Raw genomic sequence first — 26,921 nt, 5'->3', positions numbered from 1 at the left:
GGACAGATGCCGACGTGAGCCTAGTCTCCCTGGGCGACTGGCCGTCGGAGGCGTCACGTAGGCGAGGATGGGCTGATGCGTGTCGTGGTTCTGACCGGCGGAATCGGGGGTGCCCGGTTCCTGCTCGGGGTGCGTGCGTACGCCCGTGAGGTGGGTGCCGAGGTGACCGCCGTGGTCAACGTCGGCGACGATCTGCGCCTGCACGGGCTCCGGGTCTGTCCGGACCTGGACAGCGTCATGTACACCCTCGGCGGCGGGGCCGACCCCGAGCGCGGCTGGGGTCGTACCGGCGAGAGCTGGACGGTCAAGACCGAGCTGGCCGCGTACGGTGCCGAGCCGACCTGGTTCGGGCTGGGCGACAAGGACCTGGCCACCCACCTGGTACGCAGCACCATGCTCGACGCCGGGTACCCGCTGCACCAGGTGACCGACGCGTTGGCGACCCGCTGGCAGCCCGGCGTACGCCTGCTGCCGGCGACCGACGACCGCCTGGAGACGCACGTGGTGGTGACCCTGCCCGACGAGACCGGCGACGGCACCGGCGGGCAGCGGGCGATCCACTTCCAGGAGTGGTGGATCCGGTACCGGGCCCAGGTGCCGACGCACCGGTTCGTGTTCGTCGGCGCGGAGGCCGCGAAGCCGGCACCCGGCGTGACGGAGGCGATCGCCGGTGCCGACGTGGTGCTGGTGGCGCCGAGCAACCCGGTGGTCAGCATCGCGCCGATCCTCGCCGTACCGGGCGTGCGGGAGGCGCTGACCGGCGGTCCGGCACCGGTGGTCGGGGTGTCGCCGATCATCGGTGGCGCCCCGGTGCGCGGCATGGCGGACCGGTGCCTCTCGGTGGTCGACGTGCCGTGCACCGCCGCCGGGGTCGGCGGGCTGTACGGCAGCCGGGCCACCGGTGGCCTGCTCGACGGATGGCTGGTCGCCGAGGAGGATGCGGGCACGGAGGTGCCGGGCGTGACCGTACGCGCGGTGCCGCTGCGGATGACCGACGAGGCGGCGACGGCGGCGATGGTCCGCGCCGCGGTGGAGTTGACGTGAGACTGGAGATCCTGCCGGTGCCGGGCATCGGCCACGTGACCGAGGGCGACGACCTGGCGGCGCTCATCGGAGGCGCGGCACCGTGGCTGCGCGACGGCGACGTGCTGGTGGTGACCAGCAAGATCGTCTCGAAGGCGGAGGGTCGGCTGGTGGACGTGCCCGCCGACGGCCCGGATCGGCAGGCCGCCCGGGACGAGGTGCTGGCCTCGGAGACGGTCCGGGTGGTGGCGTCGCGCGGCCCGACCCGGATCGTGCAGACCCGACACGGCTTCGTGATGGCGGCGGCCGGCATCGACGCCTCGAACGTCGACAAGACCCGGCTGGTGCTGCTCCCGGAGGACCCGGACGCCTCGGCCCGGGCACTGCGCGCCGGGCTGCGGGCGCGTCACGGCGTGAACGTCGCCGTGATCATCAGCGACACCATGGGTCGGCCGTGGCGCAACGGGCTCACCGACGTGGCCCTCGGCGTGGCCGGGATGGACGCGATCCGGGACCACCGGGGCGAGGTCGACCCGTACGGCAACGAGCTGGTGCTGACCCAGATGGCCGTGGTCGACGAGTTGGCCGGCGCGGGCGAACTGATCAAGGGCAAGTGCGACCAGATGCCGGTCGCGGTGATCCGGGGCTACCTGACCGCCGGGCAGGACGACGACGGCGAGGGTGCCCGGGTGCTGGTGCGGGACGCGTCGATGGACCTGTTCTCGCTCGGCACCGCCGAGGCCCGGGCGGCGGGGCTGGCCGAGGCCGCGCACCTGCCGGACCGCCCCGGCGAGGCACGGCCCGACCCGGCTACGGTCGCCGCGGCGATCGCCTCGGTCATCGACGTCGTCGCACCCGGCACGGTGTTCACCCAGGTCGTCGACGACGACGTACGCGCCGGACTGGTCCATACCGTGCCCGGCTGGCCGGAGCGTGCCACCGGCCTGGTGCTCTGCTCCCCGCCCACCCCGGTCGGTCCGGTCCAACTGGTCCGGTTCGGCACCGACGTGCAGCGGCTGCGGACCGCCCTCGCGGCCCACCACGTCCCCTCCCAACTCCTCCCCCCGCCACCGGCCACCACCGCCGCCGCCTCCCTGGCCCTCTGAGCACCCGACGCCGGGTTTCCGCCGGTCAGGGGTTGAGCAGGGCGCGCCCCAGCGGGGTGGGGGTGTGCAGGACGGTGTTGCGGTCGCGGTGGCTCACCAGCAGACCGGCGTTGCGCAACACCGTGGTGTGCTGGCTGGCCGCCGCCGCCGAGATCCGCAACCGGCGGGCCAGCTCGCCGGTGCTGCACCCGCCGTCGGTGGCGGCGAGCACCGCGGCCCGGGTCCGGCCGAGCAGCGCGGCCAACGCCGTGCGCCCGGCGCCGGTCGCGTCGGCCTCGACGGCCAGTCCGCCCAGCCGGTCCACCGGATAGACCAGCACCGGCGGCAGCTCCGGGTCGACCAGCGCCACCGGCGTCTTCGCGCAGAAGAACGACGGCACCAGCAGCAGTCCCCGACCCCGCAGGTGCAGTTCGCGGCTGTTCGGATAGTCGGGGATGTGCAGCACCCCGGACTCCCAGCGCACGCCCGGCCGCAGGGAGGTCAGCAGGCCCTCGATCCCGCCGTCCAGCATGGCCCGCGCCCGGCGGCTCCGGTCGGCGTCCACCGCCGCCTGCACCCGCTCCCAGTACGGGCCGAGGGCCAGGTCGCGGTACCGGCTCATCGCGTCGGTCAGGTCGTCCAGCGCCCGCGGCTCACCCCGGGCCAGGGCGTCGGCCCCGGTGGGCAGGCTCCGACCGCTGGCCAGCCGACTGAGGTCGCGGTGCAGCAACGTCGCCGGGGTACGCCGCAGCGCCTCCATCCCGGCCTCGAACCCGCCCACGCTCTCGTACGGGGTGAGGAAGTCCGGGAAGTAGCCACGCGGCGGGTTCAACGTCAGCAGCAACCGCAGTCCGTCGGCGTCATCCTGCCGGCGCAGGCCACGCATGACCTCACGTCGCCAACCGGCGAGCAGCGGGTCCCGGCTGCGTCCGGGCAGCAGGTGCAGGCTCAGCACCACTTCCCAGATCGGGTCCGCAGCCGGCGCGACTCTGGTCCGGAGGATGTCCTCGCCGGAGAAGTGGATCTTCAGCATGGAACGACTCCCCGTCACCCGGCTGAGGGACGTCCGGCGACGCTTGGCACTTTACCTGGGGCACATCGCCTTGGTCCGTTAAGCGTGGGCTAAAAGACCTCGACTCCCGACGCCCGGGTCCGCCATGCTCTGCGTGCCGCAAGGGACGACACACGTCCCCTGCGGAGTCCGGGGGCCGGGGGAAGGCACGGCCGGGCGGCACCACACGAGGGTCTGCGGCTCAACGTTTCCGCAGAGGTGTCGCCCGGCCGTCAACCGTCCCGCCCCGCAACTCCCCTCCCGCCCGCCCGTACGCTGTGCGGGACGGAAGGAGGGGCCGTGTCGACGCCTCATGCAACCGACGAGCACCCGCAGGCCCCGGAGAGCGGCTGGTCCGCGCTGCACGACGACGCGTCGACGGTCCTCACCGGATGGACGCCGACCAGCTCGGACGCCGCGACCGCGCGGGACCGGACCCTCGCCCTGCTGACCGCCGGACCGGTCGCGATGAGCCGCGAGCACCGGGCCGGACACGTCACCGCCAGCGCCCTGCTGTTCGACGCGACCGGCACCCGGGTGCTGCTCTGCCTGCACCGCAAGTTCCACCGCTGGGTGCAACTCGGCGGGCACTGCGAGTCGGGCGACGGGACGCTGGCCGGGGCCGCGCTCCGCGAGGCGACCGAGGAGTCCGGCATCACCGGCCTGCGGGTGGACCCGGTGCCGATCGACGTGGACGTGCACCAGGTCGGCTGCCAGGGCGGGTCGCTGCACCACGACGTACGCTTCGCCGTCTTCGCCCCGCCCGGCGCGGTGGAGACGGTCAGCGCGGAGTCCGAGGCGCTCGGCTGGTTCCCGCCGGACCAGCTACCGCAACCGCTGGCCGGCGGGACCGCCCGGCTCATGACACCCGGGCTGGCCGCGTTCAGACGAGCCTGTCCTCACCCCGTGCCTTGAGTTCGTCCACGATCGCCTTCACGTCCTGGGCGCGTCCACGCGGGCAGACCAGCAACGCGTCCGGCGTGTCGACCACGATCAGGTCGTGCACGCCGACGCCGGCCACCATCCGCCCGGACTGCGGCACCACCACACACCCGCTGCTGTCGCGCAGCAGCACCTCGGCCTTGACGTCGCCACCGAGCACCACGTTGCCGTCGTCGTCGGTCGGCAGCACCTCACCGAGGGTGTGGAAGTCACCCACGTCGTTCCAGCGGAAGTCGCCCGGCACGGTGGCGACCCGGCCGGCGCTCGCCGCGCCCTCCATCACCGCGTAGTCGACCGAGATCTTCGGCAGCGTCGGCCACACCGCGCCGAGCACGTCGTCCTGCTCGGGGGTGCCCCACACCGCCGCGATCGCGGTCACCCCCGTGTGCAGGGCGGGCTGCTGGCGGGCCAGTTCGGCGAGGAACGCCGACACCCGCCAGACGAACATGCCGGCGTTCCACAGATACCGACCGGACCGGACGTACGCCTCGGCCACCTCGGCGTTCGGCTTCTCCTTGAACTCGACGACCGGACGCATCGGACCGTCGCCCACCGGATCACCGGTCTGGAGGTATCCGTAGCCGGTCTCCGCCCGGGTCGGGGTGATCCCGACGGTCATCAGCAGACCCTGATCCGCACCCCGGACCGCCGCCCGGACCGTCTCCACCCACTGCTCCGGCTGACCGATGAGGTGGTCCGCCGCGAACGACCCCATCACCGCGTCCGGGTCGCGTACCGCGATCACCGCAGCGGCGAGCGCGATGGCCGCGCAGGAGTCGCGCGGCGACGGCTCGATGAGGATGTTCTCCTCGGGCAGGCCGGTCAACTGACGGGCCACCGCCGCCGCGTGCGCGGCCCCGGTGACCACCATGGTCCGCTCCGGAGTGGTCAGCGGCGCCGCCCGCTCCACCGTCGCCTGGAGCAACGAGGCCGGGGTGCCGGTGAACGGGTGGAGGAACTTGGGGTGGCCGGAGCGGGACAGCGGCCACAACCTTGTGCCGCTGCCACCCGCCGGAATGACGACATAGATCACTAGGACATCATGCCCGAACCGCCCGTCCCGGGGGCCGGGTTGCCACGTCAGGCCCGCACCCGTGACCAGGCGGCGATGTGCACCTCGGCGCTCGACTCCCAGGTGAACTCCTTGGCCCGGTCGAACCCGGCCTTGGCCAGCGACAACCGGCGCGGCTCGTCGTCGAGCAGCGCGGCCAGGTCGGTGGCGATCTGGTCCGGGTCCTCACTGGTGTACGCCACCGCGTCGCCACCCACCTCGGGCAGGGACAGTCGGGGCGTGGTGAGCACCGGAGCGGCGCACGCCATCGCCTCCAGCACCGGCAGGCCGAAACCCTCCCCGTAGGACGGATAGGCGGCCACCAGGGCTCCACCGAGGAAGCCGGGCAGGTCGGCGTAGCGCAGATAGCCGGGACGCAGCAGCCGCAGGTGCGACGGCACGTCGGCGGCAGCCCGGTCGATGTCGTCGTCGTGCCCCTGCCCACCGGCGATCACCAGCGCCGGCGGGTCCTCCCGGTCGGCGACCGCCCGCGCCCAACCACGGATCAGGTTCGGCACGTTCTTGCGCGGCTCCTTCGCGCCGTGGAAGGCCACGTAGCTGCTGCCACCCAGTCCCAGCCGGGCGCGTACCCGGGCCTTCTCCTCGTCGCCGGGAGCGTGGAAGGCGTCGTGGTCGACACCGTGGTATGCCACGTCGATCCGGGTCGGATCGGCGTCCAGCAGCCGGATCAGCTCGTCCCGGGTGGCCTTGCTCGGCACGATCACCCGGTTGGCCCGGCGCAGCGAGGTCTTGATCGCGCTGCGGAAGAACGTCCGGCGGGACTTGTCGTAGTGCTCCGGCTCGGTGAAGAAGGTCGCGTCGTGCAGGGTCACCGTGACCGGGCAGCCGGCCCGCAACGGACAGGTGTAGAACGGCGAGTGCAGCACCTCGGCACCGACCTGCTGCGCCAGCAGGGGCAGACCGGTCTGCTCCCAGGCGAGCCGGGCGGGACGGTGCGCGACGGCGGCGGGTGCGGGGACGATCTCGGCTCCGGGCAGCATCCGGCGATAGCGGTCCAGGTCGGTGCGGAGACTGACCACGACCAGTTCCACCGCCGACCCGCACACCTTGCCGAGGGCGCCGAGCAGACCGTCGACGTATCTACCGACGCCCCCGCGGTCGGCGGGGACACTCGTGGCGTCGATGAGCACGCGGGGCGGGCGACCGGCGGTCACGGGGCGACTCCTTGTGGTGGCGGGACTGTGGGGAACAACACTTCGGGCAAGCCTACGCCGGTGCCGAGTGCGGACGCTGACTCCGACCCGACGGTTCGCCGACTTGTGACTGTCATCGAGTACGGGCGGCGGCGGCGTATCGTTCGCGCCGATGGCCGACAACATTGCCCGCGTCCTGCCCGACGCGATCGCGACCGACCCGACCCGCCCGCTGCTCACCTGGTACGACGACGCGACCGGCGAGCGCACCGAACTCTCCGGCGCCACGCTGACGAACTGGGTGGCCAAGACCGCCAACCTGCTCGTCGACGAACTGTCACTCGCCCCCGGTGACACTGCGGCGGTGCTGCTGCCACCACACTGGCAGACCGCCGCCGTGCTGCTCGGCTGCTGGTCGGCCGGGCTGACCGTGGCCGATCGACCCGGTGCCGTGGACGTCCTGTTCGCCACCGCCGACCGCGCCGCCGAGGCGGACGCCTGGTCGGCCGGCGACCGGTACGCGCTCGCCCTGCACCCGTTCGCGCTGCCGCTGCGGGAGGTGCCGGCCGGCTTCGCCGACTACGTGACCGAGGTACGCGCACACGGCGACCACTTCGGCGCGTACCCGCCAGGCGGGCCGGACCACGTCACGCTGCGTGAGCGGGCGACGGCCCGAGCGGCCGAGTTGGGCATCTCCCCCGGCGAGCGGGTCCTGATCGACGTGGACGCCCTGCCCGACCCGGTCGACTGGCTGCTCGCCCCGCTCACCGCGCGCGCGACCACCGTCCTCTGCGCCCACCCCGACCACGCCCGCCTACCCGCCCGAGCCACCACCGAGAAAGCCACCCACACCCTCCCCTGACACCCTCACCCCACCCCACCCCGTAATCGACGGGTCGGGCCACGTGCGACGGGCACGGAAGCTCGTTGATCAAGGGGTTTGAGTCAGAATCCCGCTCGAACGCGGCGCAAACCTCTTGATCAACGGGACGGGGGCGGGGTGGGGGTGGGGCGGGATTGGGCGAGGGTGGCGAAGGCGGTCAGGGAGTCGGGGTTGGCCAGTGCGCCCTTGGCGGCGGCCTGATCGACCGGGGTACCGGTGAGGATCTTCTTCACCGGGACCTCCAGCTTCTTCGCGGACAGGGTGCGGGGCACCGCGCGGACCTGGTGGATCTCGTCCGGCACGTGCCGGGGGGAGAGGGCGGTTCGCAGCTCGCGGGAGATCGCCGCGCGCAGGTCGTCGTCGAGGGTCAGGCCGTCGGCGAGTACCACGAAGAGCAGCAGTTCACCGGCACCGCCCTGGTCGTCCTCCAGGTGCACCACCAGCGAGTCGACGACCTCGTCCAGCCCCTCCACCACCGAGTAGAACTCGGCGGTGCCCAGACGTACGCCGCCCCGGTTCAGGGTGGCGTCGGAACGGCCGGTGATCACACAGCCGCCGCGCGCGTTGATGGTGATCCAGTCGCCGTGTCGCCAGACTCCGGGGTAGACGTCGAAGTACGCCTCCCGGTAGCGGCTCCCGTCGGCGTCGTTCCAGAAGCCCACCGGCATGCTCGGCATCGGCGCGGTGATCACCAGTTCGCCCAGTTCGCCGATGACCGGGGTGCCGTCGGCCGAGCGGGCCTCCACCCTGGCGCCGAGCGCCCGACAGGTGATCTCACCGGCGTGCACCGGCAGCAGCGGTACCCCGCCGACGAAGCCGGTGCAGACGTCGGTGCCGCCGGACAGCGACTGGAGTTGCAGGTCTGTGCCGACGGTCTCGTACACCCAGGTGAAGCCCTCGGCGGGCAGCGGCGCACCGGTCGAACCCAGCCCGCGCAGCGCGGACAGGTCGGCGATCTCGCGCGGCACCAGACCCGCCTTGCGGCAGGCCAGCAGGTACGGCGCCGAGGTGCCGAAGTACGTGGTGCCGGTCTCCTCGGCCAGCCGCCACAGCCCGCCCAGGTCCGGGTGGCCCGGGTTGCCGTCGAACAGCACGATCGTCGCGCCCACCGCCGGACCGGAGGCCAGGAAGTTCCACATCATCCAGCCGGTGGTGGTGAACCAGAAGAACCGGTCGGCCGGACCGAGGTCGTGGTGCAGGGCGAGCATCTTGAGGTGTTCCAGCAGGATGCCACCGTGCCCGTGCACGATCGGCTTGGGCAACCCGGTGGTGCCGGACGAGTAGAGCACGTACAGCGGATGGTCGAACGGCACCGGGGTGAACGTCGCGGGCTCGTCCGTCGGCGCCGCCAGGTCGGCCCAGGAGAGCGCACCCGCCGGGGTCGGGCCGGACGGGTCGAGGTAGGCGATGCTCACCGTGTGCCGTACCGACGGCAGTGCGGCGCGGATCGCGGCCACCTCGGCACGCCGGTCCACCGGCTTGTCGCCGTAGCGGTAGCCGTCCACCGCGACCAGTACGGTCGGCTCGATCTGCTGCCAGCGGTCGGTGACACTGCGGGTGCCGAACTCCGGCGCGCAGGAGGAGAAAATCGCCCCGAGGCTCGCCGTGGCCAGCAGCAGCACGTACGTCTCGGGGATGTTCGGCGCGTTCACGGCCACCCGGTCGCCGGTGCCCACGCCGAGTCGGCGCAGCCCGGCGGCCACCCGGCGGACCTGCTCGCGCAGTTCGGCGGCGGTCAGGGTGACCGGCGCACGGGTCTGCGAGTGCGCGATCACCACCGGGTCGTCGTCGGCCCGGCCGGGCATCCGCAGCACGTTCTCGGCGTAGTTGAGCGTGGCGTCGGGGAACCACCGCGCCCTCGGCATGTCACGCGTGGCCAGGGCGGCGGTCGGCGGGGTGTGCGCGACGACCTCGAAGTGGTCCCAGATCGAGCGCCAGAAGGCGTCCAGGTCGGTGACCGACCACCGCCACAGCGCGTCGTAGTCGGCGAACTCAAGGCCCCGGTGCTCGGCCAGCCACCGCAGGTACGTCCCGATGCGTGAGCGCTGGAGCACGTCCGTCGGCGGCGTCCACAACACGTCCGTCACTGGTCCACTCCTCCCCTGGCCCGACACGACGCTGTGCGGTGGGCCGTGGCGTCATCCTGCCCTAGCTTGCAAGGAAGGGCACCCTCCTAACGCCTGCGGTAGAGCAGGGGTCCCCTGCTAACACACGGCCCCACGGCCACGGCCCCACGGCCACGGCCCCACGGCGACCGCTCAGCCCGACTCGCCCCGGGCGTGCTGGATGGCGCGGCGGCGGGCCAGCCGGTGGGCACGGCGGATCTCCGCCTCGCGCCAGCGACGTTCGTCCTCCGGCGTCTCCGGCAGCACCGGCCGCACCGCCCGTGGCGCGCCGCCCACCTCGACACCGACGAAGACGAGGTACGCGGTGGCCACCCGCACCGCCTCCGCCTCGGCCGAGTCCCAGCGCTCGGCCATCACCCGTACGCCGACCTCCATCGACGTCGATCCGGTCCAGTTGATCTGGGCGTACGCGTGGATCAGGTCGCCGACCCGGACCGGCTCGGAGAAGACGATCTCGTCGATCGCGGCGGTGACCGCCGTACCGCCGCTGTGCCGGGCCGCGGCGGCACCGGCGACGTCGTCCACGAACTTCATCAGCACCCCGCCGTGCACGGTGCCGTAGAGGTTCACGTCGACCGCCGTCATGATCCGACTCAGGGTCACGCGCGAGTACGACGTCGGCTTGCCCGGTGGCGCGGCGGAGGGGTGCTCGGTCATGGCGGAAACGGTACGGTGCGCGGATGCGACATCTGTGGAGCTTCCTCGCCGGGCTGGTGGTGGCACCGGTCACCTGGGTGCTGGTCACCCTGGGCCAGGACGGGTCGGCCGGGACGGTCGACCGGTGGGTGGAGATCGGCACCTCGAACACGGCAAACCTGATCGAACCGGCCGTTTATCTCGCCGTCGGCGGAATCGTGTTGGGCCTGCTCGGCACACTGCGCATCTCACCGCTCGGCCCGCTGGTGGCCGGGCTGCTGCTGATCACCCCGTACGTCGGGCTGTTCGTGGCGCCCTTCCGGGTCCGCGAGCGCATCCCGGCCGACTGGGAGTTCCTCGGCGACCCGCTGCCGCTGCGGCTGCCGGTGCAGAACGGCACCCTGTTCCTGATCGGCCTGCTGTTGGTGATGGCGACGTTCAGCGGGCAGCGGTGGCGGCGCTGGCCGACGCCCGCACCGGTGGTGCCGCCGCCGACCGAGGCGACGACCCAGGACCTGCCGGTGACCGAGTGGCCGCCGCCGTCGGCGGAACGGGACACCGAGCCGCTGAGCCTCGGCTACCCGGACCCGGACGACACGCCGACCGAGCCGCTGCCCCGGCGTACCAGTGGGACCTCGCCCTGGTCGGCGCCGCCCGGCAGCCTGCCGCGACGGGACGACGCAACCAACTGATCGAAGGAGAGAAGGGCTCCGCCCGGTGGCCGTGGCCGCCGGGCGGAGCCCTCCGTCGTCAGTCCTTCAGCAGTTGGCGGGCCATCACGATGCGTTGGACCTGGTTGGTGCCTTCGTAGATCTGGGTGATCTTGGCGTCGCGCATCATCCGCTCGACCGGGTAGTCCCGGGTGTAGCCGTACCCACCGAGCAACTGCACCGCGTCGGTGGTGATCTCCATGGCGGCGTCCGAGGCGAAGCACTTCGCCGCCGCACCGAAGTACGTCAGGTCGGCGTCACCCCGCTCGGACCTGGCCGCCGCCGCGTACGTGAGCTGTCGGGCCGCCTCCAGCTTCATGCCCATGTCGGCGAGCATGAACTGCACACCCTGGAACTCGGCGATCGCCTTGCCGAACTGCTTCCGCTCGGCCACGTACCCCCTGGCGTAGTCCAACGCACCCTGCGCGATCCCGAGCGCCTGCGCCGCGATGGTCACCCGCGTGTGATCCAGCGTCCGCATCGCCGTACCGAAACCGGTGCCCTCGGCACCGATCATGCGGTCCGCCGGGATACGGACGTTGTCCAGGTACACCTCACGGGTCGGTGAACCCTTGATACCGAGCTTCTTCTCCGGCGCACCGAAACTCACCCCCGGATCGGACTTCTCGACCACGAAGGCGGAGATGCCCCGGGAACGCGCCGTCGGGTCGGTCACGGCGAACACCGTGTAGAACTCGGACACCCCGGCGTTGGTGATCCACCGTTTCACGCCGTTGAGCACCCAGTGATCGCCGTCGCGCACCGCGCGGGTGGTCATCGACGCCGCGTCGCTGCCCGCCTCCGGCTCGGAGAGGCAGTACGAGAACATCGCCTCACCGGCGGCGACCGGCGTCAGGTAGCGGCGCTTGATCTCGTCGGAACCGGCCAGCAGCAGCGGCATGGTGCCGAGCTTGTTCACGGCCGGGATCAGCGACGACGAGGCGCAGGCCCGGGCGACCTCCTCGATCACGATCGCGGTCGCGAGGGCGTCGGCACCCGCACCGCCGTACTCCTCGGGGATGTGCGGGGCGTGGAAGTCGGCGGCCCGCAACGCGTCGTAGGAGGTCTTGGGGAACTCGCCGGTCTCGTCGGCCTCGGCGGCGTGCGGTGCCACCTTCGCCGTGCAGACCTCACGGACGGCTTCCCGGATCGCCTCGTGCTCCTCGGGCAACCGATACACATCGAACGACTGCTCTGCGGGCATGCCGGCCCCTCCCCTTCACCGCTACTATGCGCAGTCTGTAGCGTCACCTGGACGGCCATCGCGCAGACTGAAGGATAGCCACCACCGTTCGGGTCATGTTACCGGCGCGTAGGCTGAGTCGTGACGGAGCATCGGCGCCGGTCGGCGATGATGGAGCACAGACAGCAGAATCACCCCCCTCCGGTGCCCCGCCAGGCGCCGCAGCGGACCGCGACGCGACCACGCGCCGCCAGTGCGAGCGGAGAGACAGGCGTGACCATCCCGTACCCGAACACCCAGCCGATGCCCGCCATCGCCTCGGTGACACCCCCCTCGGGTGCCTCCCGACCTCGGGTGACCTTCCTGGGCACTGGTTATCTCGGCGCGACCTACGCCATCTGTTACGCCGAGCTCGGCTACGAGGTGCTCGGATTCGACGTCGACGCCGACAAGATCGCCAAGCTGAACGCGGGGCAGGTGCCGATCCACGAGCCGGGCCTGGACGAGCTGCTCCGGCGCAACCTGGCCGCCGGGCGACTGCGGTTCAGCACCGACATCGCCGAGACCGCCGACTTCGGCGACGTGCACTTCATCTGCGTCGGCACGCCGCAGCGGGCCGACGGCATGGGCGCCGACCTGTCGTACGTCGAGGCGTCGGTCACCGGTCTGGCCCAGCACCTGACCCGCAAGGCCCTGATCGTGGGCAAGTCCACCGTTCCGGTCGGCACCGCCGAGTGGGTGGAGCAACTCGTGGGCAAGCACGCCTCCACCGACCTGGGGGTCGAGGTGGCGTGGAGCCCCGAGTTCCTCCAGGAGGGCTTCGCCGTTGACGACGTGCTCCGGCCCAACCGGATCGTCGTCGGCGTCAAGAGCGACTGGGCCAACGGCATGCTCTACGCCGCGCACAAGGGCGTCTTCGACCTGGCTGCCACCGAGGACCGCGAGGTGCCCCTGGTGGTCACCGACTTCGCCACCGCCGAGCTGGTCAAGGTCGCCGCGAACGCCTTCCTGGCCACCAAGATCTCCTTCATCAACGCGATGGCCGAGGTCTGCGAGGCCGCCGGGGGCGACGTCACCCAGCTCGCCAAGGCCATCGGGTACGACCCCCGCATCGGCAACCGCTTCCTCCAGTCCGGGCTCGGCTTCGGCGGCGCCTGCCTGCCGAAGGACATCCGCGCCTTCCAGGCCCGCGCGCAGGAACTGGGCGCCGGTGAGGCGCTGCGCTTCCTGCACGAGGTCGACCTGATCAACCTGCGTCGCCGGACCCGCGTGCTGCATCTCGCCGCCGACCTGCTCGGCCGCCGGTCCGGCCCGGCCGGTCCGGACCTGTCCGGCACCCGGATCGCCGTCCTCGGGGCGACCTTCAAACCCAACACCGACGACGTACGCGACGCGCCCGCGCTCGCCGTCGCCGCGCTGCTGCACAAGGCCGGTGCCGAGGTGCACGTGTTCGACCCGCAGGGGATGGAGAACGCCCGCCGGGCGGTGCCGGAGCTGACCTACGAGCCGGACGTCAACGCGGCGGTCACCGGCGCCGACCTAGTCTGCGTCCTCACCGAGTGGGCGGACTTCCGCAACGCCGACCCGAGCGCGCTCGGCGACCTGGTCAGCGGACGGCGCGTGGTGGATGCGCGCAACTGCCTCGACTCGGCACTGTGGACGCAGGCGGGGTGGGAGTATCGGGGGATGGGGCGGCCCTGATCTTTGGTTGCGCTGGTGGTTTTCCGGGGGAGCCCACCCGCTCCGGGCGGTCAGGCTTGATCCCTGCGCGGGTGGGCTCCCCCGGAAAACCTGACTGTCCACGGCCTGCGTGAGCCGGTCCATCCCCGGCGGGGGGTGAGATCATCTGGCTTGCTCGGCGGACCTGACTGTCCACGGCCTGCGTGAGCCGGTCCATCCCCGGCGGGGGGGGGGGTGAGATCATCTGGCTTGCTCGGCAGACCTGACTGTCCGCATTCCGCGTGAGCCGGTCCATCCCCGGCGCGGGGTGAGATCGGGGGCCTTCGCTTTGCCCGGCGGTCCGAGGTTGGTCGATCTTGGGGGTGTGTGACCCGCCGACAACGGTCGAATTCCTGGGCCGCATTCGGCATGCTGCGACAGTGGGAATCCACACTGCGGGTGGAGGGGTGTCGTGGCGACCTTTCAGTGCTCCTCGTGCGGCCAGGAGATCAAGCCGGCCGTCCGCTGCCCGCGCTGCGGTGCCCACCAGCCACAATGGGCCGAGCACCTGGCGGACATCGAGCGGTCCATCGCGGAGATGAAGGCCCGCGAGGCCGCCATCGCCAGTGAGCAACGGCAACTCGCATCCAAGATGCAGGCCGCGATCTTCCAGCGGGACATCCTCGCGCACGCCGGTAACTCGGGTGACGAACGTCTCAAGCAGTCCGGCCGGTCGCGCCGCGTGCTCCGCCGGAGGCCGCCGCGCACCTCCCCCGGTGACGGCACCACCGCCACCACCCCCACGACCGACCGCACCACCCCACCGCCGCGACGGCAGCCCGCCGACGATGCCACCGGACCGAGGCGTACGCCGCCGGGTGACGGTGCCACCTCGACGGCCCGGATGCCGCCGGGCGACGACGCCCCCGGACCGATCCGCGTCTCCGACGACTCCCCCGGGGCGACGCGCGCGCCGTCCGGGGACGGTGCCACCCGGTCGACGCGGACGCCGGTCGGTGACGGCGGCACCTCGACGGCCCGCAAGCAACCCGTCGACGGCCGGCGCAGGCCACCGGGCGACGGCGACACCCGGTCGGCGAACGGCCCGGTCGGCGGTGACGCGCCGCCACGGGTGCCCCGACAGGGGGCCGCCGCCTTCGGGGCGGGCGACCCGCCACCGGACGCGCCGGTCTGGCTGGACGCCGACGACCCGGAGCACCCGCCGGAAGCCTCCTCGCGCGAGGTGCAGAACATCCCGCTCGGGCTCGGCGCGCTGCTGCTCGGGGTGGCCGCGGTGGTCTTCGCGGTGGTGGCGACCAGCTCGATGGACGCGTTGTCCCGGCTCGGCATCCTGCTGCTCGCCACCGTGCTCATGCTGCTCGCGCCGCCGGTGCTGGTCCGGCGTGGACTGACCTCCACCGCCGAGACCATCGCCGCGGTGGGCCTGCTCCTGGTGCCGCTCTCCGGGTACGCACTCTGGACCGTCGACGCGATCGGTGCCGGCGGCGCCTCCGGCGCGGTCTTCGCCGGAGTGATCTTCGCGGTCACGGCCGCCGTCTCCGTCGGGTACGCCGGATGGACGCGACTGCGTGCGCCCCGCTTCGCGACCGTCCTGGCCGCGCAGCCGGTGGTGCCGCTGCTGGCGTACGACCGGATCAGCGGACCGGTCGGCTGGGCGCTGGTGCTGACCGTGATGGCCCTGCTCGACCTCTGGCTGGCCCGCTCCCCGGTCACCGTGGAGCAGTCGCCCGCCGACGCGCCGACCTCGGCCCCGCCCGGCGGCCGGATGAACCCGCCCCGCCAACGGCAGGGAGAGGGGCGGCCCGAGGGAGCGCCGGAGGAGGCCGGTGAGCTGCTGGACCCGACCGGCAGCGGGCGTACCGTCGCGCCGAGCCGACCGGTACCCGGGCTGCGGGAGCTGACCTGGGTCCTGCACGGCGTCGCGGTCGCGGTCGCCCTCGCGTACGCGGTGACCGCCCTGGTGCGGGCCACCGCCGTGCCGGGCGCCACCGTGGCCGGCCTGGTGCTGCTGTTGGCCGCCACCGTCTGCCTGGCCGGGACGCTGGTGCTGCGACGACCGCCGCTGCCCGACGTCGGCGCGGGTGTGCTCACCCTGGCCGTCATCGGCGCGCTCGGCCGGATCGCCTCGGTGGCCCTGCCGGGCCGGGCCCTGCTGCTGATCGCGGCCGTCATCACGGTGACCGGTCTGGCCGTCCGGGCGGTGCCGGAGTCCGCCCGTCGCGGTCCGCAGCTCGCCTCCGCGATCGCGTTGACGGTCACCGGGGTGCTGGTCGCGGGCAGCGCCCTCCGGGCCGGGCTCGCCCCCGTCCAGGCCGCCCTGCCCGCCTGGGCGGCGGACCTGGACCGGTACCCGGCCGAACTGGCCGGCGCGGTGGGACCGGCCGCCTGGCAGCTCGCCACCAGTGCCTTCCTGTTGACCGTGGCCGCCGTGCTGGCCCTGCCGGCGGAGATCCGACGCGAGTTCGCGGTGACCGGTGCCGCGTTGACCGCGCTCGCCGTACCCGCGTCCTTCGGGCTGTCCTGGGCGTTGGCACCCTGGCCGATGGTGCTGACCGCGATCGGGATCGGGGCGGTCGGGCTGTCCGCCCGTACCCCCCGGGCCGCCCTGGCGCACGCGATCGCCGCCACCGGCGTCGGTCTGGCCGGTGCCGGGGCGGCCCTGGCCCGACCGGCGTCGACCGCCGCCGTGCTGCTCGCCCTCGTGTTGGCTGGCATCCTGATCGCCGCCGCGCCCCGGATCCGGCTCGCTCCGGCGACGGCCGACACCGTCTCCGCCTGGGCGGCCGGAGGTGCCGCCTTCGCCCTGCCCGGGGCGGTGGCCGCGTTCGTCGCGGCGACCCTGCCCACCGACCCGATCCTCACCCCCGCCGCGCTGCGGGAGGTGACCGTTCCGGTGCTGGCGGCCAGCTTCCTCGCCGTCTGCGTCACCCTCGGCTACGCGGCCATCGTGCAGGTGTCCCAGCGCCACCTCCCGACGCCGCTGTCGGTGGGTACCGGCCTCGGCGCGTTGGCGGTCGCCGCCGCCGGCTTCGGCGCGCCGGGGGCCACCGTGGCCGACGCCTGGGTGGGTGCGCTGCTGCTGGTCTCCGCCGTGCTGCTCTTCCTGGCCCCGTCGATCGACAGCGGCCGGCGCGCCGACGCCGCCCTGGACGGCTCCGACCTGGCCGCCGCCGCGGTCACCGCGGCGCTGGTCGCCACCCTGCTGCGGATCGGCACGGTGCTGGCACCGGGTGGGCAGCTCGCGGTCGCCGCCGCCCTGGTCCTGGTGGTCTCGGTGGCCGCGCGGGCGATGCCCGAGCAGTGGCGGCGCGGACCGGTGCTCGGCCTCGCCGTCGGTGGGGTGCTGATCGGCCTGCTCGCCGGATGGATGGCGCTGCGCGGCGGGGTGGGCGTGCTGGCCACCCCCGGGCCGATCTGGAACGGCGACCTCACCGGTTGGCCCGCCGCACCGACCGGCGGTACGACGTGGCAGGGGCCGATCGCGCTGCTGCTGCTCGCGCTGGCCGCCGGCATCCTGCTGCCGCCGCCCTGGCGCTACGACGTCTCCAACGCCGCGGTGGTGCTCGCCACGATCGGTGCGGCCGCCGCGTTCCACCTGAGCTGGTGGTCACCGGTGGTGATCGGTGCGATGGTCGCCGCCGTCCTCGGCATGGCGGCGGTCGCCTCCGTCGATCCCCGGGCCGGGCTGTCCCGGATCACCGCCGCCGGGGTGGTGGCGCTGCACGCCACCGGCGCCGGTCTGGTCCGGCCGTGGACGACCGCGCTGGCTCTGGCCGGCGTGGTGCTGATCGGTGCGGTGGTGGCGATGCTCGCCCGGTCGATGGCGGAGCCGCTGGTCGACGACGTCCACGTCGAGGGGATGCCGCCGCACCTGGCACAGATCGGCGGTGCCGGCACCGGTGCCGCGCTGCTCGCGTTGCCCGGTGCCACCGCCGCCCTGGCCGTGGAGTTCGGGCACCCGCCCGAGGTGGTGCTGACCGCCGGCCTGGCCGCGTCGAGCCTCGGCCTGGCCGCGATCGCCGCGGTCCGCCGCCAGGTCCCGCAGTACCTGCCCTGGGCGAGCGCCGGGGTGGTCGGCGGGGCGAGCGTGACCGCGTTGGCCGCCGTGCCCGTGCACCTGCCGATCGGCGTGTACGCCGCCGCCGCGGCCCTGCTCGGGGTGCTCGCCGAACTGGTCCGGGGGGCCACCGAACCACCCGTCGGTGCGGCACAGCCGGTTCGCCGGTGGACGGTCCTGCTGGACGGTGCCCTGCGTCGGCTGCCCGACGACGGCAGACGGCGTCGGTGGCGGGTCAGCCCCGCCGCCGGGGCACTGGCCGCCGCCACCCTGCCGGTCGTCCTGGCGCTGGTCTCGATCGCCCCGGCGCTGCTGGCCGCACTCGTCGACCCGCACCGCACGCTGAGCCGGATCTGGCAGGGGCCGCCACCGGAGCTGCTGAACCCGCCGCCGGCTGCGGTGAACCCCACTCACGTGCTCACCGCGCTGCTGCTCACCGTGACCGCGGCCCTGGCCGCCACCGGGTTCAGCGGCGGTCGGCGTTCCCGGGCGGTGCCGGTGGTGCTGCCCGGTGCCGCGGTGACCCTGCTGATCACCCCGGTCGCGCTCGGCAGCGGCTGGCCGTCGAGCACCCTCTCGGCGTTGGCCGTGTTCGCCATCTCGATGCTGGGGCTGGCGCTGACCCCGCCGCCCCCGATCGAGGAGCGGGCCCGGTCGATCCGGCTGGCCCGGGTCCTGGTCTTCGTGATCGGGCTGGCCGCCGGTGGGGCGGGTCTCGCCGGCAGCCTCGCCACCCGGGAACTGACCCTGTTCACCCTCGCGGGCGGGGTCGCGGTCGGGGTGGTCGCCGCCCTGTACGGCACCACGTCCCGGGCGCGCATCCTCGGCTGGCTGTTCGCCTCGCTGAAGGCACAGCTCCTGGTGCTCACCGCCGGACTGGTGGCGGGGCTCGCCCCGGTCTGGTCGGCGTTCGGCGTACTCGCGGTCGGCGCGGCCCTACAGGTCTTCGCCGCGACGCTGCCCCGGTTCCGGCGACCCGAGGCACGGCGCGAGGCGTCGACGGTGGAGTGGAGCGGGTACGCCGCCGCGCTGATCGCGCTGGCACTGGCCTTCGACTCGCCCCGGCACATCGCCGCCCTGCTGGCCGCCTGGGGTGCGGTCCTCGGGCTCGCCGCCACCCGGCCGGGTCGACGACCGATGGAGCGCCGCATCCTGTTCTGGGGCGTGGTGGTCTGCGAGATCACCGCCTGGTGGATCCTGATGTGGGTCGCCGACGTGGCGCTGCCCGAGGCGTACACGCTGCCGTTCGCGGCGTTGGCGCTGCTGGTCGGCGTGCTGGAGTTGCGGCAGCGGGCCGACCTGAGCAGTTGGGTCGCGTACGGCCCGGCGCTGGTCGCCGCGTTCGTGCCCACCCTGGCGATCGTGCTGGCCACCGACTCCAGCACGCTGCGGCAGGTGCTGCTCCTGCTCGGCGCGGTGGCGGTGCTGGTCTTCGGCTCGATGACCCGTCAGCAGGCACCGGTGATCGTCGGCGCGGTGGTCACCGCCATCGCCGCCGTGCACGCCCTGTTCAGCCTCGGGCCGTGGCTGGTGCTGATCCCGGTCGGTCTCCTGCTGCTCGTGCTCGGCGCCAGCAACGAACGCCGCCGTCGCGCCCAGGAACGCCTCCAGACGGCGCTGCGCGGCATGCGGTGAGCCGCTCTGACGGAATGTGTTAGGAGGGGTCCCCTGCTATGCACCAGGCGTTAGCAGGGGACCCTCCTTTCACGCTGCACGCTCCTACAGCGAGGCGCGCAGGGCCGCGTCCTTCTCGGCGACGAGCTGCTCCAGGTCCGCCTGGTAGGCCGACATCCGGTCGACGAGTGCCGGTTCACCGATGCCCAGGATGCGTACGGCGAGCAGCCCGGCGTTGCGCGCGTTGCCGATCGACACCGTGGCCACCGGCACCCCGGCCGGCATCTGCACGATCGACAGCAGCGAGTCCAGGCCGTCGAGGTGCTTCAACGGCACCGGCACGCCGATCACCGGCAACGGCGTGACCGAGGCGATCATGCCCGGCAGGTGGGCGGCGCCACCGGCACCCGCGATGATCACCTTCATGCCCCGCCCAGCGGCGGCCCGACCGTAGTCGATCATCTTCACCGGGGTGCGGTGGGCCGAGACCACCTCGACCTCGTACGGCACCTCGAACTCGGCGAGCACGTCGGCAGCCGCCTTCATGGTCGGCCAGTCCGAGTCGCTACCCATGATCACACCGACCGTGCTCACGTTGCTCTCCCTCTCGTTCACGAACTGCGGGGTCCGCACGGTCACTCCACGGCGTCGCGGAGCCGGCAACGGACGCCCGTACGGTCACTTCGCGGCGGCGCGCTCCCGGCGGACGGCCGGTACGGTCACTCCGCGCCGTCCCGGAGCCAACGGGCCGCGCGGGCGGCCCGGGCGCGCACCTCGTCCAGGTCCTCGCCGAGCACCGTGACGTGCCCGATCTTGCGGCCGGGACGGACCTGCTTGCCGTACAGGTGCACCCGGGCGGTCGGCTCGGCGGCGAAGAGATGGTGCAACCGCTCGTCGATGGACATCCCGCCGGGCTCGCCACCGAGCACGTTCGCCATCACGACCACCGGCGCGGTCAGCGCGGTGTCGCCCATCGGGTAGTCGAGCACCGCCCGCAGGTGCTGCTCGAACTGCGACGTCCGGGCACCCTCGATGGTCCAGTGCCCGGAGTTGTGCGGGCGCATCGCCAGCTCGTTGACCACGACGCGGCTGCCGCCCGGGGCCACCGGGTCGGCCACCTCGAACAGCTCCACGGCGAGCAGGCCGACCACGCCGAGCGCGGTGGCCAGGTCGATGGCGAGCTGCTGGGCGGAGACCGCCAGTTCCTCGGCGAGGTCGGGCGCCGGTGCCAGCACCTCGACACAGATGCCGTCCCGCTGCACCGTCTCCACCACCGGATAGACCGCGACCTGCCCGAACGGCGAGCGGGCCACCTGCACCGCCAACTCCCGGCGCAGCGCCACCCGCTCCTCGACGATGAGCGTGGTCCCGCCGTCGAGCAGCGTCCGCACCAGGTCGTCGGCGACGGCGGCGTCGGCCACCGGCCACACGCCTCGGCCGTCGTACCCGCCCCGGGCCGCCTTGAGCATCACCGGCCAGCCCACCTCGTCGCCGAAGGCCACCACGTCGGCCGGGGCGGCGACGGGTCGCCACGCCGGATTGGGCGCGCCGAGCCTGCCGAGCCGCTCCCGCATGACCTGCTTGTCCTGGGCGTGCACGAGCGCGTCGGCGGGCGGGAACAGCTTCACCCCCTCACCGGTGAGGGTGCGGATGTGCTCGGTGGGCACGTGCTCGTGGTCGAAGGTGACCACGTCGCAGCTCTTGGCGAACGTCCGCAACGCGGCCAGGTCGGTGTGGTCGCCGTACTGCACGTCGGCGGCGACCAGCGCCGCGCCGTCGTCCGGGGTGAGGGCGAGCACGCGCAGCGACTGACCGAGGGCGATCGCGGCCTGGTGGGTCATTCGGGCCAACTGGCCGCCACCCACCATGCCGACAACAGGCAGACCGGTACGGGAATCCATAGCGGCGCCAGCCTATCCGGGCCGATCGGGGTGCCGGTCGGCGGAGGTGTCAGCGCAGTTGCGCCACCAGGTCGTCGACGCCGCTCACCGGCCGTTGGCAGACGAAACCCCGGCAGACGTACGCGGCGGGCGCCCCGTCGAGCAGCGGCCGACCGGCCAGCAGCGGCACCCCCGGCTGGTCGGGCTGCCCGGCGACGATCACCGCACCGGGCGGGGCGTGCCGGTACGCCGCCGCGACCAGCGGATCGTTCGCCGGGTCGCCGGTGACCACCGCGATCTCGACCGGGCCGGCGAGCAGCGCCTCGCCCACGGTGGCCGCGTACCCGGTGAACCGGGCGTGCCGCCCGACGATCGGCGCGACGGTGGCCAGCGCCGCCTCGGCCGCCTCCCGGTACCGGTTCTCCCCGGTCAGCGCCGCGTAGCTGACCAGGGCGGCGGCGATGGCGGAGCGGCCGGAGGGGGTGGCGTTGTCGGTCGGGTCGGCAGGCCGGGCCACCAGTCGTTCCGCGTCGTCGGCGGTGTCGTAGAACGCCCCGTCGGGGGCGGCGAAGTGCGTCAGGGCGGCGTCGAGCAGTTCACCGGCCAGGTCCAGCCACCGTCCCTCACCGGTGACCTGGTGCATGGCGCAGAACGCCTCGGCCACGCAGCCGTAGTCCTCCAGCACGCCGGCCGGCTCCCCCACCCGGCCGTCCCGGGAGGCGCGGCGCAGCCGCCCGTCCACCACGTGCACCCGGGCCAGGTGCTCGGCGGTCTGGCGCATCGCGCCGTCGGCGACGATGGCGACCCCGTCGAGCAGGTTCGCCTCGCCCTCGGTGCCGATCCGGCCGGCGGTCTCGACCAGCCGGACGAACTCGGCGAGCGCGGTGACGGCCAGCCCGTTCCAGGCGGCCACCACCTTGTCGTCGCGGGCCGGCTGGGGACGGGTGTCGCGGACGGCCAGCAGCCGGCGGACGACGTCCTGCCAGCGGGCGCGGACCTCCGGGGCGGCGTCGTCGACGTCCCGGGCCAGCCGCAGCACGCTCATTCCCTTCTCGAAGGTGCCGGATTCGACGACCGTGAAGAGGTCGGCGGCCCAGCGGCCGTCCTCTTCACCGAGCGCCTCGACGAGCTGGGCCGGGGTCCAGGCGTACGTGAGCCCCTCGACGCCCTCGGTGTCCGCGTCCAGCGCCGAGGCGAAGCCCTGGCCGGGGCGGTGCAGCTCGTCGGCGAGGAACCGGGCGACGTCCCGGGCCACCCGCAGCGCCAGCGCGTCCCCGGTGAGCCGCCAGAGCTGCGTGTAGACCCGCAGCAGCAGCGCGTTGTCGTAGAGCATCTTCTCGAAGTGCGGCACGGTCCAGTGCTCGTCCACCGCGTACCGGGCGAAGCCACCGGCGAGCTGGTCGTGGATGCCGCCCCGGGCCATCGCCTCGCAGGTGTGCCGGACGATCTCCAGGCTCCGCGCCGAGCCGGTGCGCTGGTGGTGCCGCAGCAGGAAGAGCAGGTTCATGTGCGGCGGGAACTTGGGGGCGCCGCCGAAGCCACCGTGCCTCTCGTCGTACTCGTCGGCCAGTTGGTCGGCGGCGGCGTCGAGCAGGTCGGCGGTGAGCGGGGCGGTGGGCCCGCCGACGGCCTGGGCCCCGCCGATCGCCTCCACCACCGCGGCGCCCTGACGCAGTACGGCGTCGCGCTGGTCCCGCCAGGCGGTGCCGATCGACTCCAGCAGCCGGACGAAGTTCGCCCGGGGGAAGTACGTCCCGCAGAAGAACGGGGTGCCGTCCGGGGTGGCGAAGACCGTCATCGGCCAGCCGCCCTGGCCGGTCATCGCCTGGGTGGCGGTCATGTAGACGGCGTCGACGTCGGGCCGCTCCTCGCGGTCCACCTTGATCGACACAAAGCCCTCGTTGAGCAGCTTGCCGACACCCGCGTCCTCGAACGATTCGTGCGCCATGACGTGACACCAGTGACACGCGGAGTAACCGACCGAGATGAGCACCGGCACGTCACGGCGCTTGGCCTCGGCGAACGCCTCCTCGCACCAGGGCCACCAGTCGACCGGATTGTCCGCGTGCTGGAGGAGGTACGGGCTGGTGGCATCCGCGAGTCGGTTCACCCGACGACCATATCCAGCCGGGCGACCGGCCGCCGGTCGGACGCCGTGCGCCGGACGGCCTTCCGCCGTTCACGTCGATCCATTTAGATCTGTGCATATTCCCGGCGACCCGCCGGGTGACGAGGAGGTACCCCATGCGCAGATCCCGGTTCCGGTCCGCCCTCGCAGCCGGTGTGGCCCTGTCGGCCCTCGCCGCCGGAGTCCTGGTGGCGGCGTCACCGGCCGCCGCCGTCGACCCGGACGCCCGGATCTCGGCCACCACCGGCGTCGGCACGCACAACGCGTACGAGAAGGCGACCTACGCCTATCTGGCGCAGTCCCTGGACGCACGCCCCGGACTGATCGAGTTGGACGTCTGGCCGGACATCCTCACCCGGCAGTGGCGGGTCAGCCACTCCAACCCGCTCGGCAACGACAACAACTGCGTGGCCGCCACCAGCGCGAGCCAGCTCTACTCCGGCACCCGCAACCGCAACCTGGAGCACTGCCTGGACAACATCCGACTCTGGCTGACCGCGCACCCGGACGCCGGGCCGCTGCTGCTCAAGATCGAGCTGAAGACCGGCTTCAGCGCCCGTACCGGCCAGGGGCCGACCCAGCTCGACGCGGTCCTCGCCGCCCGGCTCGGCGACCGTCTGTTCAGCCCGGCCGACCTGCGGGGCGGCCATCCCTCACTGGACGCCGCCGCGCGTGCCGACGCCTGGCCGACCCGACGGCAGCTCGCCGGAAAGGTGATCGTCTACCTGATCCCGGGCACGGTCGAGCACGGCAACCCGACCGACGTGCTCCGCACCGACGTGGAGTACGCCCGACACCTCGTCGCGCTGGCCGCAGCGGGCACGCTGAGCAGCGCGAAGGCGTTCCCGGCCGTACACCGGGCACGGGCCGGTGACCCCCGCAGCCAGTACGCCGAGACGGCGTTGCGTCCGTGGTTCGTCGTCTTCGACGGCGACGCCACCGCGTACGTCACCGGGTCCATCGACACCGCCTGGTACTCGGCCAACCACTACCTGCTGGTGATGACCGACGCGCACCAGGTCCCGCCCGCGATCGGCAACACCGATCCGGACGCCGCCCTGGCCCGCCTCACCGCGCTGGCCGCCCGGCACGCCACCATCGCCTCCGCCGACTGGGCTGCGATCCCCCAGGTGGTCGCCCGGACCCTCCCCCGCGCCTGACCGGCCCGTGCCGCCGCCCGTCCGTCCTCCGTCCAGAGAGGCGGACGGGCGGGTCGCGGTCAGGAGGCGCCGTCGGCGCGCAGCGGCAGGACGTTGGTGGGGCTCTGGCGGGACAGCGAGCCGAGCACGGCACCGATCTTGTCGGCGGGCATCGGCTTGAAGAAGTGGTAGCCCTGGGCGGCGGTGCAGCCCAGCTCGGCCAGGGCCGACCGCTGGGCGGCGGTCTCCACGCCCTCGGCCACCACCCGCAGCCCCAGCTCGTGGGCCAGCCCGACGGTGCTGCGGACGATCGCCGCCGCCTCCGGCGAGTCGACCATCCGGAGCACGAACGACCGGTCCACCTTCAACTCGTCGACCGGGATCCGGGTCAGGAAGGCCAGGGAGGAGAAGCCGGTGCCGAAGTCGTCGACGGCCAACTGCACACCCATCGACCGCAGCGCGCTGAGCACCTGGTCGATGACCTCCAACTCGCTCATCACCACGGTCTCGGTGATCTCCAGGACCAGCCGGTCGGCCGGGACCTGGTGCCGGCGCAACGCGTCGGCGATCTCCCCCGGCAGGCGGTGGTCGAGCAGGCTGCGGGCGGAGAGGTTGACCGAGATCGGGATGTCCAGGCCCTCCCGGGCCCAGCCGGCCGCCACCCCGAGCGCCTTGTCCAGCACGTAGCGGGTGAAGGGGCCCAACTGCTCGCTGTTCTCCACCGGCCGGATGAAGTCGGCCGGACCCAACCAGCCCCGGCGCGGGTGCCGCCAGCGGATCAGCGCCTCCACCCCGGTCGGCGCGCCGGTCGCCAGGTCCACGGCCGGCTGCAACACCAGCACGAGCTGATCGTCGGCCAGCAACGCCTCACGCAGCTCGGCGAGCAGCGCGAGCTGGTCGGTGCTGGCCGCGTCCCGGGAGCCGTCGTACGCCGCCACGCTGCCACCACCGGACTTGGCCTGGTACATCGCGATGTCGGCCCGGCGCATCAGCTCGGTGAGGTCGGCGGTGCCGGCCGACGCCACCACCACGCCGACGGACACCTCGACGGACATCCGTACCCCGGCCACCTCGGTCGGCGCGGCCAGCCGCTCGGTGATCTCCCGGGCCTGGCGCAGCGCGTACGCCATCGGGGCGGTGCGGTCGCCGAGCACCGGGACCGAGGTCAGCAGCAGCGCGAACTCGTCGCCGCCGAGCCGGGCGAGCAGGTCGCCGGAGCGGGTCAGGGTGCCCAGCCGGTTGGCGGTCAACCGCAGGAGCTGGTCGCCCGCGGCGTGCCCGAGCGTGTCGTTGACCTCTTTGAACTGGTTGATGTCGAGCAGCAGCAGGGCCACCGGATGGTCGTGTCCGAGTCGCCGCAACGCCTGGTCGCCCTGGCCGAGCATGGCCGTCCGGTTGGCCAGCCCGGTCAGCGGGTCGTGCACCGCCTCGTAGGAGGAACGCGCGGTGACCAACCGCAGCTCCCGGTGGGTCGCCGCGTCGTGCAGGGCGGCGGACAGCGCCTCGGCGAAGGCGTCCAGCGCGTGCCGTTCCCGGCCGGTGGGTCCAGCCGTGCGGGGCAGCCGGACCCGTAGCCGACCGACCCGGTGCTCGCCGATGGAGAGGTCACGGAGCAGTTCGTCGGGCCCGGGTCCGTCGTCGCCGGGTGGCGCGACCTCCCGGTCGATCACCTGACCGCTGGGATCGCCCCGGTAGCGGCGCCATCGACCGTCGCCCCGGGCCACCTCCACGTCCACGAGCTCCGCCTCGAACACGGTGAGCACGCCGGTCACCCCGGCGGTCGCCACGCCGCGCTCGTCGAGCTGGTTGAGCGCCGCCGTCGCCTCCGCGAACGCCCGCCAGGTCCGCCGTTCGCGTTCGTCGCGCAGCCGCTGCCGATAGGTCTGGTGGAGCAGCCACAGCGGTACGGGCAGCAATACCAGCCACCGCGGATCGAACTCGATCAGGGCCACCACGAGCAGGCCGGCCACCACGTTGCCGACGAACATCAGCAGTTTGCCCCGCAGCGCGGCCAGCAGTGGGCGCCCGATCGGCATGTCGTGCCGCAGCGCCAACGTGACCCCGCCCAGCCACGCACCGGCCAGCAGGTAGGTGAGGGCACCGGCGGCGGCGGCGAGCGCGAGCGCCGGGGTCGGAGTGGCCAGCAACGGCTCGCCCAACGAGGTGGTGACCGACACCGCCAGGGCGACGGCAGCGGTCTGCGACGCGGCGATGCGGACGACGTCCCAGGTGGACCTGCCCTCGTCCACCACGGTCAGGATCGTCCAGGCCAGCATCATGCCGATCAGGGCCGCGCCGGGCAGCCATCCGGGCGGTACCAGATAGAGGCAGACGATGAGCGCGGCCTCGGCCCAGGTGATGGAGACCACCCCGGCCGCGGCCCGGAACCGCAGCCGGGCCAACTGGGACAGTGCGAAGAGGGCGATCGCGATGCCGAAGCGGGTCAGCCCGCCGTAGGGCCCGAACGGGTCGTCGGCCGGCAGCCCGACCGGCACGCTCCACCCCACCACGGCGGCGACCATTGCGGTGAGGACGACGGCGGCCGTCAGCAGGTGCACCCGGATCGGGGTGCGACGGCC

General features: G+C 73.3%; 17 protein-coding genes and 1 pseudogene. 8 read left to right on the top strand and 10 right to left on the bottom strand.

The window, feature by feature from the left end:
• The first annotated feature begins 75 nt into the window (after positions 1–75).
• On the top strand, positions 76–1,044 hold the full coding sequence (gene cofD / locus ACQVFL_RS04690; RefSeq protein WP_396695895.1) for a 2-phospho-L-lactate transferase: 969 nt from the start codon (positions 76–78) through the stop codon (positions 1,042–1,044).
• Positions 1,041–2,129, top strand: coding sequence for a coenzyme F420-0:L-glutamate ligase (locus ACQVFL_RS04685; RefSeq protein ID WP_431728761.1), 1,089 nt, complete (start codon positions 1,041–1,043; stop codon positions 2,127–2,129). The genes cofD and ACQVFL_RS04685 overlap by 4 nt, the downstream gene beginning before the upstream one ends.
• Before the next feature lie 25 nt (positions 2,130–2,154).
• Here ACQVFL_RS04685 and ACQVFL_RS04680 read toward each other — a convergent pair whose 3' ends face one another.
• Positions 2,155–3,141 carry an ArsR/SmtB family transcription factor gene (locus ACQVFL_RS04680; RefSeq protein ID WP_396695891.1) on the bottom strand — a complete coding sequence of 329 codons (987 nt, stop codon included), beginning with the start codon at positions 3,139–3,141 and terminating at the stop codon, positions 2,155–2,157.
• A 318-nt stretch (positions 3,142–3,459) separates the two neighbouring features.
• Here ACQVFL_RS04680 and ACQVFL_RS04675 point away from each other — a divergent pair, with 318 nt between their 5' ends.
• Positions 3,460–4,074, top strand: coding sequence for an NUDIX hydrolase (locus ACQVFL_RS04675; protein ID WP_396695889.1), 615 nt, complete (start codon positions 3,460–3,462; stop codon positions 4,072–4,074).
• On the opposite strand, the gene ACQVFL_RS04670 is transcribed toward ACQVFL_RS04675, so the two are convergent.
• Both ACQVFL_RS04670 and ACQVFL_RS04665 read right to left on the bottom strand, forming a co-directional pair.
• On the bottom strand, positions 4,043–5,134 hold the full coding sequence (locus tag ACQVFL_RS04670) for a mannose-1-phosphate guanylyltransferase (protein WP_396695887.1): 1,092 nt from the start codon (positions 5,132–5,134) through the stop codon (positions 4,043–4,045). The two genes, ACQVFL_RS04675 and ACQVFL_RS04670, sit on opposite strands and share 32 nt — an antisense overlap.
• A 47-nt stretch (positions 5,135–5,181) precedes the next feature.
• Entirely contained in the window at positions 5,182–6,327 is a 1,146-nt protein-coding gene (locus ACQVFL_RS04665; RefSeq protein ID WP_396695885.1) for a glycosyltransferase family 4 protein, read from the bottom strand.
• Between the two features lie 151 nt (positions 6,328–6,478).
• Between ACQVFL_RS04665 and ACQVFL_RS04660 the strand changes: the two genes are divergently transcribed.
• The gene (locus ACQVFL_RS04660) at positions 6,479–7,168 is read left to right on the top strand and encodes a TIGR03089 family protein (protein WP_396695883.1); all 690 of its coding nucleotides are present in this window, start codon (positions 6,479–6,481) and stop codon (positions 7,166–7,168) included.
• 119 nt (positions 7,169–7,287) lie between these two features.
• Here the strand turns inward: ACQVFL_RS04660 and ACQVFL_RS04655 are convergent, their stop codons facing one another.
• Both ACQVFL_RS04655 and ACQVFL_RS04650 read right to left on the bottom strand, forming a co-directional pair.
• Positions 7,288–9,276 (bottom strand): acetoacetate--CoA ligase, encoded by a 1,989-nt coding sequence (locus ACQVFL_RS04655; protein ID WP_431728760.1) that lies wholly within the window; start codon positions 9,274–9,276, stop codon positions 7,288–7,290.
• Positions 9,277–9,447: 171 nt separating this feature from the next.
• A complete protein-coding gene (locus ACQVFL_RS04650) occupies positions 9,448–9,972 on the bottom strand; it encodes an acyl-CoA thioesterase (RefSeq protein WP_396695879.1) in 525 nt (174 codons plus the stop codon).
• A 23-nt stretch (positions 9,973–9,995) separates the two neighbouring features.
• Between ACQVFL_RS04650 and ACQVFL_RS04645 the strand changes: the two genes are divergently transcribed.
• Positions 9,996–10,643, top strand: coding sequence for a hypothetical protein (locus tag ACQVFL_RS04645; protein ID WP_396695877.1), 648 nt, complete (start codon positions 9,996–9,998; stop codon positions 10,641–10,643).
• Between the two features lie 58 nt (positions 10,644–10,701).
• Here ACQVFL_RS04645 and ACQVFL_RS04640 read toward each other — a convergent pair whose 3' ends face one another.
• Entirely contained in the window at positions 10,702–11,865 is a 1,164-nt protein-coding gene (locus ACQVFL_RS04640) for an acyl-CoA dehydrogenase family protein (protein ID WP_431728759.1), read from the bottom strand.
• A gap of 252 nt (positions 11,866–12,117) precedes the next feature.
• On the opposite strand from ACQVFL_RS04640, the gene ACQVFL_RS04635 reads away from it, so the two are divergent.
• Together ACQVFL_RS04635 and ACQVFL_RS04630 are read left to right on the top strand one after the other, a co-directional pair.
• Positions 12,118–13,545, top strand: a complete 1,428-nt coding sequence (locus tag ACQVFL_RS04635) for a UDP-glucose dehydrogenase family protein (protein WP_396692684.1) — start codon at positions 12,118–12,120, stop codon at positions 13,543–13,545.
• Between the two features lie 1,021 nt (positions 13,546–14,566).
• Positions 14,567–19,216, top strand: a pseudogene (locus tag ACQVFL_RS04630) (SCO7613 C-terminal domain-containing membrane protein); the annotation flags it as partial.
• 84 nt (positions 19,217–19,300) lie between these two features.
• Here the strand turns inward: ACQVFL_RS04630 and purE are convergent.
• From purE to ACQVFL_RS04615, 3 genes are all read right to left on the bottom strand, one after another.
• On the bottom strand, positions 19,301–19,789 hold the full coding sequence (gene purE, locus ACQVFL_RS04625; protein WP_350695631.1) for a 5-(carboxyamino)imidazole ribonucleotide mutase: 489 nt from the start codon (positions 19,787–19,789) through the stop codon (positions 19,301–19,303).
• Positions 19,790–19,914: 125 nt separating this feature from the next.
• Positions 19,915–21,096, bottom strand: a complete 1,182-nt coding sequence (locus ACQVFL_RS04620) for a 5-(carboxyamino)imidazole ribonucleotide synthase (RefSeq protein WP_431728758.1) — start codon at positions 21,094–21,096, stop codon at positions 19,915–19,917.
• A 49-nt stretch (positions 21,097–21,145) separates the two neighbouring features.
• On the bottom strand, positions 21,146–23,185 hold the full coding sequence (locus tag ACQVFL_RS04615) for a thioredoxin domain-containing protein (RefSeq protein WP_396692680.1): 2,040 nt from the start codon (positions 23,183–23,185) through the stop codon (positions 21,146–21,148).
• A gap of 134 nt (positions 23,186–23,319) precedes the next feature.
• Between ACQVFL_RS04615 and ACQVFL_RS04610 the strand changes: the two genes are divergently transcribed.
• The gene (locus ACQVFL_RS04610) at positions 23,320–24,363 is read left to right on the top strand and encodes a phosphatidylinositol-specific phospholipase C domain-containing protein (RefSeq protein ID WP_396692678.1); all 1,044 of its coding nucleotides are present in this window, start codon (positions 23,320–23,322) and stop codon (positions 24,361–24,363) included.
• A 59-nt stretch (positions 24,364–24,422) separates the two neighbouring features.
• On the opposite strand, the gene ACQVFL_RS04605 is transcribed toward ACQVFL_RS04610, so the two are convergent.
• Positions 24,423–26,864, bottom strand: coding sequence for a putative bifunctional diguanylate cyclase/phosphodiesterase (locus tag ACQVFL_RS04605; protein WP_431729770.1), 2,442 nt, complete (start codon positions 26,862–26,864; stop codon positions 24,423–24,425).
• Between the last annotated feature and the right edge of the window lie 57 nt (positions 26,865–26,921).

This window comes from Verrucosispora sp. TAA-831 (genome assembly GCF_050780145.1).
Lineage (GTDB): Bacteria > Actinomycetota > Actinomycetes > Mycobacteriales > Micromonosporaceae > Micromonospora.
Note: the sequence above shows the minus strand (reverse complement) of the source record. Positions and strands in the feature narration are given on the sequence as shown.